14 protein-coding genes and 1 tRNA gene are annotated in these 12,359 nt (G+C 67.9%); 10 read left to right on the top strand and 5 right to left on the bottom strand.

Annotated features, from left to right (window positions below):
- Positions 1-56: 56 nt before the first annotated feature.
- Positions 57-1,409 carry an MFS transporter gene (locus tag NL126_RS00960; protein WP_255197028.1) on the top strand — a complete coding sequence of 451 codons (1,353 nt, stop codon included), beginning with the start codon at positions 57-59 and terminating at the stop codon, positions 1,407-1,409.
- A 76-nt stretch (positions 1,410-1,485) separates the two neighbouring features.
- Here NL126_RS00960 and NL126_RS00955 read toward each other — a convergent pair.
- Both NL126_RS00955 and NL126_RS00950 read right to left on the bottom strand, forming a co-directional pair.
- A tRNA-OTHER gene (locus NL126_RS00955) sits at positions 1,486-1,572 on the bottom strand.
- A 122-nt stretch (positions 1,573-1,694) separates the two neighbouring features.
- A complete protein-coding gene (locus NL126_RS00950) occupies positions 1,695-2,462 on the bottom strand; it encodes an enoyl-CoA hydratase/isomerase family protein (RefSeq protein ID WP_255197027.1) in 768 nt (255 codons plus the stop codon).
- 104 nt (positions 2,463-2,566) lie between these two features.
- Here NL126_RS00950 and NL126_RS00945 point away from each other — a divergent pair, with 104 nt between their 5' ends.
- From NL126_RS00945 to metG, 5 genes are all read left to right on the top strand, one after another.
- The gene (locus tag NL126_RS00945) at positions 2,567-3,343 is read left to right on the top strand and encodes a DUF7537 family lipoprotein (RefSeq protein WP_255197026.1); all 777 of its coding nucleotides are present in this window, start codon (positions 2,567-2,569) and stop codon (positions 3,341-3,343) included.
- 59 nt (positions 3,344-3,402) lie between these two features.
- The gene (mfnA, locus tag NL126_RS00940; RefSeq protein ID WP_255197025.1) at positions 3,403-4,455 is read left to right on the top strand and encodes a tyrosine decarboxylase MfnA; all 1,053 of its coding nucleotides are present in this window, start codon (positions 3,403-3,405) and stop codon (positions 4,453-4,455) included.
- 42 nt (positions 4,456-4,497) lie between these two features.
- Positions 4,498-5,046 carry a YqaA family protein gene (locus NL126_RS00935; protein ID WP_255197024.1) on the top strand — a complete coding sequence of 183 codons (549 nt, stop codon included), beginning with the start codon at positions 4,498-4,500 and terminating at the stop codon, positions 5,044-5,046.
- Between the two features lie 69 nt (positions 5,047-5,115).
- A complete protein-coding gene (locus NL126_RS00930; protein WP_255197023.1) occupies positions 5,116-5,805 on the top strand; it encodes a cell wall-active antibiotics response protein in 690 nt (229 codons plus the stop codon).
- 246 nt (positions 5,806-6,051) lie between these two features.
- Positions 6,052-8,151 carry a methionine--tRNA ligase gene (gene metG, locus NL126_RS00925; RefSeq protein WP_255197022.1) on the top strand — a complete coding sequence of 700 codons (2,100 nt, stop codon included), beginning with the start codon at positions 6,052-6,054 and terminating at the stop codon, positions 8,149-8,151.
- Between the two features lie 15 nt (positions 8,152-8,166).
- Here metG and NL126_RS00920 read toward each other — a convergent pair whose 3' ends face one another.
- The gene (locus NL126_RS00920; protein ID WP_255197021.1) at positions 8,167-8,670 is read right to left on the bottom strand and encodes a hypothetical protein; all 504 of its coding nucleotides are present in this window, start codon (positions 8,668-8,670) and stop codon (positions 8,167-8,169) included.
- 81 nt (positions 8,671-8,751) lie between these two features.
- Here NL126_RS00920 and NL126_RS00915 point away from each other — a divergent pair, with 81 nt between their 5' ends.
- Genes NL126_RS00915 through NL126_RS00900 form a run of 4 tightly spaced genes read left to right on the top strand, consistent with a single transcriptional unit; the run spans position 8,752 to position 11,373 of the window.
- Positions 8,752-8,940: a DUF7312 domain-containing protein gene (locus NL126_RS00915; RefSeq protein ID WP_255197020.1), complete on the top strand. Its 189-nt coding sequence runs from the start codon at positions 8,752-8,754 to the stop codon at positions 8,938-8,940.
- A gap of 46 nt (positions 8,941-8,986) precedes the next feature.
- Positions 8,987-9,538, top strand: coding sequence for an NfeD family protein (locus NL126_RS00910; RefSeq protein WP_255197019.1), 552 nt, complete (start codon positions 8,987-8,989; stop codon positions 9,536-9,538).
- 53 nt (positions 9,539-9,591) lie between these two features.
- Complete coding sequence (locus tag NL126_RS00905) at positions 9,592-10,725, top strand: SPFH domain-containing protein (protein WP_255197018.1); 1,134 nt, start codon at positions 9,592-9,594, stop codon at positions 10,723-10,725.
- Positions 10,726-10,764: 39 nt separating this feature from the next.
- The gene (locus tag NL126_RS00900) at positions 10,765-11,373 is read left to right on the top strand and encodes a winged helix-turn-helix transcriptional regulator (RefSeq protein WP_255197017.1); all 609 of its coding nucleotides are present in this window, start codon (positions 10,765-10,767) and stop codon (positions 11,371-11,373) included.
- Here NL126_RS00900 and NL126_RS00895 read toward each other — a convergent pair.
- A complete protein-coding gene (locus NL126_RS00895) occupies positions 11,363-11,605 on the bottom strand; it encodes a DUF7123 family protein (RefSeq protein ID WP_255197016.1) in 243 nt (80 codons plus the stop codon). The genes NL126_RS00900 and NL126_RS00895 overlap by 11 nt on opposite strands.
- Before the next feature lie 351 nt (positions 11,606-11,956).
- On the bottom strand, positions 11,957-12,352 hold the full coding sequence (locus NL126_RS00890; protein WP_255197015.1) for a TRAM domain-containing protein: 396 nt from the start codon (positions 12,350-12,352) through the stop codon (positions 11,957-11,959).
- Between the last annotated feature and the right edge of the window lie 7 nt (positions 12,353-12,359).

The raw sequence follows: 12,359 nt of genomic DNA, 5'->3' as shown, positions 1-12,359 counted from the left end.
CAGGTAGCCGCCGGTTCCACGCCCTTCTTGACGCCCGACCCCTTCGGCTGGAGTAGATGGTTCTGGGTACGGACAACCGAGTGGTCGCGCTCGCGATGGCGCGGATGGCCGACGCGCTCGGCAACTCGTTTCTCATCATCGTCCTCCCGCTGTACATCGCCAGCGGCCGCATCTCGCTCGCCGGCGTCGACGGCTTCACCACCGAACTGCTCATCGGGGTCGTCCTCTCGCTGTTCGGCCTGTTGAACAGCTCGCTCCAGCCGTTCACGGGGCGACTCTCCGACCGCACCGGCAAGCGGAAGGCGTTCATCCTCGCCGGGCTCGTCGTGTTCGGCGTCGCCTCGGCGGCGTACCCGTTCGTCTCCTCCTACTGGTCGGTGCTCGCCGTCCGCGCGCTCCAGGGCATCGGCGCGGCGCTCACCATCCCCGTCACCGTCGCGCTCGTCAACGAGTACGCGACCGACGACTCCCAGCGGGGCGGCAACTTCGGCGTGTTCAACACGTTCCGGCTCATCGGCTTCGGCTTCGGCCCCATCATCGCCGGCGTGCTCATCACGGGCGGGTTCGCCGGCGACGAGGTCGTCACCTACGTCCTGACGGGCGCGTTCGGCCCGCTCGCCGGCACGCGCATCTCGGGGTTCGACGCCGCGTTCGCCATCGCCGTCCTCGGGGCGGCCGTCTCGTTCCTGCTCGTCGTGCTGCTGGTCGACGACCCCGAGACCGAGCGCGCCGAGGCGGCCGACGACCTCTCGGTCCGCATCCGGGGCAGCGACCAGCTGTTCGACCCCGTGTTCGTCGTCGGCGTCGGCACGTTCTTCATGGCGGTCGGCATCGCCATCTTCGCCACCATCCAGGAGGTCATCAACGCACAACTCGGCCAGGGGCCGTTCCTCTTCTCCGTGCAGTTCGCCGCGGTCATCATCGCCAACGTCGTCTTTCAGGTGCCCATCGGCCGGGCCTCCGACCGCATCGGTCGCCGGCCGTTCCTGGTGGGCGGGTTCGCCCTACTCGTCCCCTCGCTCGCGCTGCAGGCGTACGTGCCAGCGCTCGCGACCGCGCTCCCCGAGACGCTCTTCGGCATCTCCGCAGGGTCGGCACTCATGCTCGCGTTCCGGCTCCTGCAGGGTGTCTCGGTGGCGATGGTGTTCGCGCCCGGGCTCGCGCTCGCGGGCGACCTCGCCGGCAAAGGACAGTCCGGGACGACGCTCTCGGTGCTGACGACGGCGTTCGGCTTCGGCGTCGCGGTCGGCCCGCTCGTCTCTGGGTACGCTATCCGCTTCGGCTTCGCCGCGCCGTTCCTCATCGCCGCCGCGATGGCGGCGCTCGCGCTCGTCCTCACCTACTCTCAGGTGTGGGAGACGCTCGGGACAGGCCGCACGCCGGAGTCCGAGGTGTCTTCTCAGGACTAGCGCGTCTTCTCAGGACTAGCCGGTACGGCTCCGAAGCGCGACCGCGACACCGGTCGCTCGCCCGTCTACTGTCGCACGAATGGGGGAGGATTTGAACCTCCGTGACCGTGTTTCAGGCCCCCCACCGAGTGGTGGATGCTCTCCCTGGCTGAGCGACCCATTCACGTGGCCGACCGCTGGAGCACTCGTGGTTGCCGATGGGTTTGGTTACACGGTCGCTACCGGCGTCCCCGCGCTCCCGCGGGCCCACAGTAGCCAGCGGCTTCGACGCCGGTACGGGCCGACTCACTCGAACGCCGCCTCGCGGTCCTCGAGGAACGCCGTCATCCCCTCGCGCTGGTCGTGGGTACCGAACAGCCCGCTCCAGAGCCGGCGCTCGAAGTCGAGCCCCTCGCGCTGGCCCATCTCGTGGGCCTGATTGACGGCCTCTTTGGCGGCGGCGAGCGCGAACTGCGGTTTCGCGGCCAGGTCGGCGGCCATCTCGGCGACGTGGTCGTCGAGGTCGTCGTGCGCGACCACCTCGCCGACGAGCCCGAGTTCGAGCGCGTCCTGTGCGTCGACCCGCTCGCCGAAGAACACCATCCGGCGGGCGGTCTCGTCGCCCACTAGGCGGACGAGCCGCTGGGTGCCACCCCAGCCGGGGACGATGCCGAGGTCGATCTCGGTCTGCCCGATGACCGCACGCTCGCTCGCGACCCGGAGGTCAGCCGCGAGCGCGAGCTCGCACCCGCCACCGAAGGCGTAGCCGTTGACGGCCGCGATGACCGGCGCGGGGAACGACTCGACGGCGTTCATCACCGCGTGGCCCTGCTCGCAGTAGGCGTGCGACTCCTCGACCGACATCTCCGACATCCGCGAGATATCCGCCCCGGCGACGAACGCCTTGTCGCCCGCGCCGGTGACGACGAGCGCCCGCGCGTCGCCGCGCGCGTCCTCGAGCGCGTCCGCCATCGCCTCCAGCGTGGGCTCGTTCAGCGCGTTCAGCCGGTCGGGGCGGTCGACGGTCAGGGTCGCTACGTCGCCATCGAACTCCAGCCGCACCGTGTCACTCATGGCGGGGAGTCGCGGGCCGCGCACATAAGGTTCGCCCGCCGGCCGTCGCGGCTGTCGCGAGCCGCAAGCGGGGGGCTTTTGCGGCGTGCCTCCGGAACGCGAGTATGCGACGCACGTTCGCCGCCGTGGGACTCGCCCTCCTCCTCGCGCTCTCCGGGTGTTCGTTCCTCGGGGGCCCGGGGACCGCGACCGACGCGGGTGGACTCACCGCCGACACCGCACCGCCGGGCGTCTCTGCCGACAGCGAGCGACTGGAGAACGAGACCGCGCTGGTGGCGGCTCACACCGACCGACTGGTCGACACCGGCTTCCGGTACGAGCTCCGGTCGAACGCGACGGTCGTCCAGCAGGGCGAGCCGCGACAGGTCCGCCGCCAGCAGGTGACCCGTGTCGCCCCCGGCCGCACGCAGTACAACTACACGACGGTAAACCCCGGTTCCCGGTTCGACGTCTGGGGCAACGAGTCGGTGCAGGCCGTGAAGGTCCAGTTCGGCGACCAGGTACAGTACCGGACGGGTGAGGCCGCCGCCGCGGCGTCGCTCACCGGCCAGAACGTCTTCGTCCGCTACCTCTCGAGCGGTGAGTGGGCCGTCACGAACGTCACGGAGCGTGAGGGAACGACCACGCTCGTGACGCTCGAGTCCTCGACCCCACCGACGCGGGCGGGCGCGCTCCCCCGGAACGCGACCGACGTGCGCGACTACGAGGCCCGCATCGTCGTCGACGGGGAGGGGCGCGTCTACCAGTTCGTCACGTCGGGGACGTACACCATCGACGACACCGAGGGGTCGTTCCAGCTCGTCTACGTCCTCCGCTCGCTCGACGACCCTGGCGTCACGAAGCCCCAGTGGGCCGACGAGGCGCTCTCACAGTCTGGCTAATAACGCCCCGGTTTCAGAGTGCGCAACGTATAAACCCGAGAGCCCCAATCTGAGGGTAGATGCAGCGGGCCACCCCTCAGGACTTCTCCCGCGTCCTCTCCTCGATGTGTACGAAGCCGCATCCCGTCGCCAGGGAGGCCGCAGAGCGGTTCCTCGCGACCAATCCCGGCGACCCGGGGACGTACGAGACCGTCGCCAAGCTCGAACGGCAGGCGGTCGCCAAACTCGGCGAGATCGCCGGGCTCGAGGACGCCGCGGGCTACATCTCCTCCGGGGGAACCGAGGCCAACATCCAGGCGGTCCGCATCGGCCGGAACCGCAAGTCGACCCGCAACCCGAACTTCGTCGCGCCGGCGTCCGCGCACTTCTCGTTCCACAAGGCCGCCGACGTGCTCGGCGTGGAGATGCGTGTCGCGCCGCTCGACGACTACACCGCGAACCTCGATGGCGTCGCCGAACTCATCGACGAGGACACCGTGCTCGTCGTCGGTATCGCCGGCACGACCGAGTACGGTCGCGTCGACCCCATCCCTCGCTTGGCGCGGATGGCCAAGGAGGTCGACGCGCTGATGCACGTCGACGCCGCGTGGGGCGGGTTCGTCCTCCCCTTCACTCACCACGAGTGGGACTTCTCGGACGCGGACATCGACACGATGACCATCGACCCGCACAAGATGGGGCAGGCCGCCGTTCCCGCCGGTGGGCTGCTCGCGCGCGGCCCAGAACTGCTCGACGAGCTCTCCATCGACACGCCGTACCTCGAATCTACCTCGCAGGTGACGCTCACCGGAACGCGCTCGGGGGCCGGTGTGGCGAGCGCCGCCGCGGTCATGAACGAACTGTGGCCCGACGGCTACCGCGAGCAGTACGAGACGAGTCAGTCCAACGCCGACTGGCTCGCCGCGGAACTCCACACCCGCGACATCGACCACGTGGACCCGACGCTCCCCATCGTGGCGATGGACCTCGCGCCCGAGACTATCGCCGCGCTGCGCGAGGAGGGCTGGCGTATCTCGCCCACGGAGGCGGGAGAGGCCCGTATCGTGATGATGCCGCACGTCACTCGCGAGACGCTCCGCGGGTTCCTCGCGGACGTCGACCGGCTCCGGTAGAAGCCGGTAGCCTTACCAGAGCGCCCCCCTTCCGCACAGGTAGTGACGCCGCTCGAGGTCGCCCTGTTCTCGTGGCCGGACTACCACGTCCTCGAGGAACTCGTCCGCACCGCGACGGGCCCGCTGGGGCTCGTCATCATCGCCATCTACTCGTTTCTCATCGCGTTCATCCTCCCGCTCCCGAGCGAGGTCGTCCTGTTCCCGAACCTCCACCTCGGGCTGCCGCGGGCCGTCGAGTTGACCATCGTCATCGTCGTCTCGGGGCTCGGGAAGGCCGCCGGCTCCGTCTTCGCGTTCGCTATCGGCCACGGGGTGAAGGAATCCGGCCCGGTCATCAAACTTCTGCGCCGCTCGCCCGTCGACATCGTCGCCTACTCCGAGCGGAAGACGGTCGACCTCGCCCGCAACTACGGCTACATCGGGCTCGCGATGGCGCTCTCGGTTCCCTTCTTCCCCGACACGCTCTCCATCTACGCGTTCTCGGTCCTCGAGGAGGACTACCTGAAGTTCGCCGCGGCGACGTTCGCCGGGAGCGTCGGCCGCCTGCTCGTCACCCTCGGCCTGTTCGGCATCGGTGCGAGCATCTTCTGAACCGCGCCCGAATCCCACTGCGAGGGACTCTCACTGCTGGTTTATCCCCACTCTCGTCGTATCTACGCCATGGACTACAGACGTATCCCCAACAGCCTGCTCGTCGGCCTCGCCGTCCTCCTCGTCGGCGTCGGCCTGCTCGCCAGCACGACCGGCGTGTACGACGCCGGCCGCCTCCTCCGGTACGCCCCGTCGCTGTTCGTCATCATCGGCGCGTGGGCGCTCGTCACCAGTGGGTTCCGCAACGTGTTCGGGCCCCTCCTGCTCATCATCGGCGCGAGCGCGGCCCAGGCGGTGACCCTCGGCTACGCCACCTGGGACCAGGTGTTCGCGTTCTGGCCGCTCGTCGTCATCGTCTTCGGCGTCTCGCTCATCGCCGGCGCCTACAAGACCCGGCGCGGGGCCCCGGTCTCTGACGAGAGCTTCATGAACGCCTACGCCGTGTTCGGCGGCAACGAGAAGCGCGCGACGTCCCCGTCGTTCCGCGGTGCTGACGCCGTCGCGGCGTTCGGTGGCGTCACCCTCGACCTGCGTGACGTGAAACCCGTGGACCCCGAGACCCCCATCCGCGTGAACGCGGTGGCGATGTTCGGTGCCGTCGAGATCATCGCGCCCCGCGACTGGAACGTCCGGTTCGACGTCCTGCCCGTCCTCGGGGCCGCGGAGGACAGCCGGCTCCGCCAGGAGCGCACCCACGAAAGCGTCGACCTCGTCGTCGACGGGTTCGTGGCCTTCGGTGGCGTCGAAGTCAAGGACTGACCACCGTCGCGCTTTTCTGCTCGCGTCTCGTTCCTCGCGCTGTGACTCTCGCAGCACGGCCTCGTTTCTCGATGCGTCCGTAGCCGTCGCTGCGCCGGTGGACCGCCCGGGGTCGCCCTCATACGGCCCTGCCCGGGCGTGAAACCACGCGCGTTCTCCCCGCATCGTCCGAAACCAGCTACCCCAGAGACGAATGTCCACGAAGAAACCAGCGGGGTTTAGTCCCCGCCACGAGGATGCACAGCCATGAGCCACGACGACTTTCCGACCGACGAGCCCGCGGTGGTGACGTGTGGGTTGCCGTACGCCAACGGCGACCTCCACGTCGGCCACCTGCGGACGTACGTGAGCGGCGACGCGCTCTCGCGCGCCCTCGAAAAAGTCGGCCAGCAGACGGCGTTCGTCTGCGGCTCCGACATGCACGGGACGCCCATCGCGGTCAACGCCGACAAGCAGGGCGTCTCCCCCGAGGAGTTCGCGCTCTCGTACCACGAGCAGTACGAGGCCACCTTCCCGAAGTTCAACGTCGCGTTCGACAACTACGGCCACACCGACGACGAGACGAACACCGAACTCACGCAGGACATCGTCCGGAAACTCGACGAGGGCGGCCACATCTACGAGAAGGAGATCAAGGTGGCGTGGGACCCGGAGGCCGACACGCCGCTGCCCGACCGCTACGTGGAGGGGACGTGTCCGTACTGCGGCGAACGCGCCCGCGGCGACGAGTGTGACGAGGGCTGCGGCCGCCACCTCGAACCCGGCGAGGTCGAGGACCCCGTGAGCGCCATCACCGGCAACCCCGCGGAGTACCGCGACCGGACGCACAAGTTCTTCCGCGTCTCGGACTTCCAGGCGTATCTCCAGGACTTCATCGACCGCCTGGAGGGCACCGCGAACGCCCGGAACCAGCCCCGCGAGTGGATCGAGGGCGAACTCCAGGACTGGTGTATCACCCGAGATATGGACTGGGGCATCGACTATCCGGGTGAGGGCGCCGAGGACCTCGTGCTGTACGTCTGGGTCGACGCGCCCATCGAGTACGCGGCCTCCACGAAACAGTACTCGGAGCGCGTCGGCGCCGACGAGTACGACTGGGAGCGCGTCTGGAAGAACCACGGCACCGCCGACGAACCGGACGGCGGGGAGATCGTCCACATCATCGGGCAGGACATCATCCAGCACCACACCGTGTTCTGGCCCGCCATGCTACGGGGAGCGGACTTCAACGAGCCGCGCGCCGTCATGGCCTGCGGGTTCGTCAACCTCGCGGGCGAAGCGTTCTCCACCTCCCGGAACCGGGCGGTCTGGGCCGACGACTATCTGGACGCCGGCTTCGACCCCGACCTCTTCCGGTACCAGATCATCACGGGCAGCGAGTTCACCGCGGACGTGAACTTCTCGTGGGACGCCCTTCAGGAGCGCGTGAACAACGACCTCGTCGGCACGCTCGGCAACTTCGTCTACCGGTCGCTGCTGTTCGCCGAACGGAACTACGACGGCACGCCCGACGCCGACGTGAGCGAGGAGGTCGACGCCGAGATCAAGTCGGCTATCGACGCCGTCAACGACGCCGTCAACGACTACTCGGTCCGTGGGCTCGGGCAGGCCCCCATCGAGCTGGCGAAGTTCGGCAACGAGTACATCCAACACAACGAGCCGTGGAAGCTCACGGACGACGAGCCCGAGCGCGCCGCGCAGGTCATCCGCGACTGCGTCCAGCTCGCGAAGGCGTGTGCGGTCCTCATGGAGCCTGTCCTCCCCGGGAAGGCCGAGGCGCTCTGGACGCAGCTCGGCGAGCCGTCGAACGTCCACGAGGTCGGCCTCGACGCGGCGCTCGACGCCCCGCCCGCGACGTTCGGTGAGCCCGACGAGCTGTTCGAGCGCATCGAGGACGACCGCGTCGCCGAACTGAACGCCCAGCTCGAGGAGCGGGTCGCCGCTGCGACCGGGGACGAAAGCGAAAGTGACGACTCCGACGAGGACGACGGGGCGGCCGTGACCGACGACCTCGAACCACTCACCGAGGACCGAATCAGCTTCGACGACTTCCAGAGCCTCGACATCCGAGTCGGCGAGATTCTCTCAGCGGAGGGAATCGACGGCGCGGACAAGCTCGCGAAACTGGAGGTCGACATCGGCGTCGAGACGCGCCAGATCGTCGCCGGCATCAAACAGCTCCACGACCTCGAGGACCTGGTCGGCAAGCGCATCGTCGTCGTCGCCAACCTCGAGAAGGCCGAACTGTTCGGCGTGGAGTCGAACGGGATGCTGCTCGCAGCCGGTGAGGCCGCAGACCTGCTCACGACGTACGACGACGCCGTCCCCGGAACGAAAGTGCAGTAAGCGACTCGAAGCGACTCAGAGCACGCCGAACAGTTTTCCGAGCCAGACGCCGAACTTCACCAGTTCGATACGGATGGAGTCGGTGAGCGTCACGCCGCTCACCGTGATGTCGCCGTTCTCGTAGGCCGCATCGAACGCGGCTGCCGGGTCCTCGCTCGCGAGGATGCGGTCCATCGCCGCCTCGCTCGTCAGCACGCGGACGTTCGGCGAATCCCCCGCAGCGTCGCCGTAGTCTGTGATCTCCCCCTCGTCGTTCGTCGTGAAGTGGTAGACTGTGCCCGTACTCGACGTGGCGACGGTCGAGCCGCTGCCCACGCGGAGCTCGACCGTCTTGCCCGCGAGTTCGCCCTTCGCGATGCCCGGTGCGTCGCCGAGGTTCGCGTTGTACAGCTCGACCATCGCGTCGAGGTCGACTGCCCCGTCCACCCCTTCCGACTGCGCCCCGAGCGCTGGGCTCGCCGACAGCACCACCAGTGCTGCGAGCAGCCCGACCGCCAGCCGCAGTGTCAATCTGGTCATTATCCTGCCACAGAGAGGCAGTAAGGATGCTTACCCCTTTCGGCGGGGAGGATTTATCCCCGCTCGGCGACTAGTTCGGGTGTGACCGACTCATCGAAACCGGACGACGACGCGCCGAAGGGCGCGCTCCACGTCGCCACCGAGGGGGAGTCGTGGACGGGACCCGAGGACCGGACGCTCGAACCGGGCTCGCCGTCGCTCGAACACACCGCGTTCGTGCTGCTCGGTGCAGTCGCGACGCTCGCGGTGCTGGCGCAGTTTCTGCTCTGACGGCTGGAGGCCGAACCCTTAGGACGGGGGCGACCCTAGACAGGCTATGGTCGAGGTCCTAGGCGTTCCGCTCTCGCTTATCCTCCTGTTAGCCGGGACTGGGCTCGTCGTCGCCGAGGCGCTGGCACCCGGTGCACACTTCATCGTCATCGGCGTCGCCCTGCTCGTCGCCGGGGCCGTCGGACTCGCCCTCGGTGGGATACTCGGCGCCTTCACTCCGCTGGTGCTCGCGCTCGTCGTCCTGCTCGCGGGGGCGGCGACGTTCCGGTTCTACCGCGACCTCGGGGTTCGGAACCGCGTCTCCGGCGGGCAGACCAGTGACTCCGACTCACTGCGCGGGCAGACCGGCCGCGTCACCGAGCGAGTGAGCCGCGACGGTGGCGAGGTGAAACTCGACAACGGTGGCTTCAACCCCTACTACCGCGCCCGGAGCATGGACGGGGACATCGAGGTGGGGACGGAGGTCATCGTCATCGACCCCGGCGGCGGGAACGTGCTGACCGTCGCGTCGCTGTCGGGCGTCGACGACATCGACCGCGAACTCGAGCGCGGCCGGCGACAGCTCCAACGTGACGACGAAGAGACCGAAGCCGCCTGAGAAGGCGCCGACTGCGGGGGAACCCTTATTGTCATCTTAGCCTAAGGTCTGCTATGTTCGTCCCCCTGCAGCTCGGGTCGATTGTCCTCCCCGTCATCGCGCTGGTGGTGCTCCTCATCGCCATCGTGGCGGTGTACAAGGCGGTCGAGATAGTCAACGCGTACGAGAAACGCGCGCTGACGGTGTTCGGCGAGTACCAGCGCCTGCTCGAACCTGGTATCAACTTCGTCCTCCCGTTCGTCTCACGCACCTACACGTTCGACATGCGGACGCAGACGCTCGACGTGCCCCGGCAGGAGGCCATCACCCGCGACAACTCGCCGGTGACCGCGGACGCCGTCGTCTACATCAAGGTGATGGACGCGAAGAAGGCGTTCCTCGAGGTCGACGACTACAAGCGCGCGGTGTCGAACCTGGCGCAGACGACGCTCCGTGCGGTACTCGGCGACATGGAACTCGACGAGACGCTGAACAAGCGCCAGGAGATCAACGCGCGCATCCGGAAGGAGCTCGACGAACCCACCGACGAGTGGGGGGTCCGCGTCGAGTCGGTCGAGGTCCGCGAGGTCAACCCGAGCCAGGACGTCCAGCAGGCGATGGAGCAGCAGACGGCCGCCGAGCGCCGTCGCCGTGCCATGATTCTGGAGGCACAGGGTGAGCGTCGTTCGGCCGTCGAAAGCGCACAGGGTGACAAGCAGTCGAACATCATCCGCGCGCAGGGTGAAAAGCAGAGTCAGATCCTCGAAGCGCAGGGTGACGCCATCTCGACCGTCCTCCGTGCGAAGTCCGCCGAGTCGATGGGCGAGCGGGCGGTCATCGACAAGGGGATGGAGACGCTCGCGGAGATCGGTGCCAGCGAGTCGACGACGTTCATCCTGCCGCAGGAACTCACCTCGCTCGTGGGCCGCTACGGCAAGCACATGACTGGCTCCGACGTGAAGGAGAGCCAGGACATCCTCGACTCGATGGACTTCGACGAGGAGACGCGCGAGATGCTCGGCCTCGACGACATCGAGGAGATCCTCGGGCAGATCGACGAGGAGGCCGAGATGGACGTCGAACAGATGGAGGCCGAGGCACAGGCCATCAAACAGGGCGAAGACGCCGGCATCGAGAACGCGAACCAGGTCATCGACGAGATGGACGAGGAGCTCGAAACGGGCGACGCCGAGCCGGAGACCGAGTAGGCGAAGCGGTTTTACCGGCGCATCTCCCACGAAGAAGCAATGAGCGATGGCGTCGACGAGAGCAAGCGCGCGACGCTCAAACGGTTCGCCGCGGTGGGGGCAGCGACCTCGCTCGCGCGGCTCTCGCGTGACGATTCGGGCGACAGCGACGCCCGTGACGCCATCGTCGGCTACCTCTCGACCACGCCAGGGGCACACTTCTCGAAGCTCCGTGACGACCTCAAGCTGGGGACGGGCGAGGCCCAGCACCACCTCAAGCGGCTCGAACGCGCCGAAGCGGTCGAGTCACAGAAGGATGGCGACTACCGCCGGTACTACCCCGCAGGGCAGTTCTCCGCCGTCGAGAAGCGGGCGCTCGGTTACCTTCGGCGGGACACGCCCCGCGGGATGCTCGTCGCGCTGTTGCGCGACCCGTCGGTGACCGGGTCGGCGCTCGCCGAGCAACTGGGGGTCTCACAGCCCACGGTGAGCAAGTACGCCGCAGAACTGGAGTCGGTGGGGTTGCTCTCCCGTGGCGACGGCTATCGGATCGAACAGCCGGAGAAACTGCTGATGCTCGTGGTGCGGTACGCGGACTCGTTCGGCGAGGACGCACGGTCGCTCGCCGCTGACGCAGACCAGTTGGTCTCTTACGACGCTACAGCGTGACCTTCCAGGTCGTCCCCGAGGAGTAGCCCCACTTCTCGACGTCGACGTCGAAACTCCCCTCACAGATGGCGGTCATGTTGGTGCCGACCTCCTTCGCGGACATGTCCAGCGCCTCGCCGATGAGTCGGGACTTGAAGTAGGTCTTGGTCGCACCCTTCTCCCGGAGGTAGTTCAGGATGCGCTGCTGTTTGTCTGTCAGGGTGGTGTTCGACGCGGCCGTACTCGCGCTCATGGTATGCCGAACGTACCCCCCACCAATAGGCGGTTTGGTACGCGAGGTTAATCGGTCGCTATCTGGTGGTTTCTCCACACGAGGTGCCCGCCAACGAGCGGTCTGACGGCCGGGTTGGTACACGAACGAAAGGGCGAACAAGCGGCCCGGAGGGGTCGGCGTAGATACCCGATGTCGTGCGTGAGGGGTGGGCCACACGGCTCACGGCCCTTCGACGCAACGCGGCTTCCGGCGCCTCGGCGCACCGGGTGAGTGCGTCGGCGCTCGCGCGGCTCGCCTGCCCAGCCGGGAGGGACGCGAGAGCGGAAGCAGACGCTCGGAGCGTGCAGGAAAACGTGGTGAGCGACGCTGTTACTCGATGATCTCGCCGACGGCGAAGTTGGACTTGACTTCGGTGACCTCGATCTTGACGCGCTCGCCGACCTCGGCGCCGGGGATGATGATGACGTAGCCACGCTCGACGCGCGCGATGCCGTCGCCCTGCTTCCCGAGGTCCTCGATCTCGACGTAGCGAATCTCGCCGCGCTCGACCGGTGGCTGTGGCTCGTCGACAGGTGCATCCTCGGTCGACTCGTCGCTGGCGGTCGGCTCGCGCTCGCCACCGGCGATGAGTGCGACGCGGTAGGTGTCGCCGGGTTCGATGGCACCGGTGTCGATTTCGCGGCGGGGGACTTCCACGACGTAGCGGTCACCGTCGGCCTCGATATCCGCACTGAACAGACACAGGAGTTTCTCGGAGATCTCCATAGACACG

It is taken from the genome of Halorarius litoreus, assembly GCF_024362405.1.
GTDB classification, from domain to species: Archaea; Halobacteriota; Halobacteria; order Halobacteriales; family Haloarculaceae; genus Halorarius; species Halorarius litoreus.
This window is presented reverse-complemented; position numbering and strand designations above follow the sequence as displayed.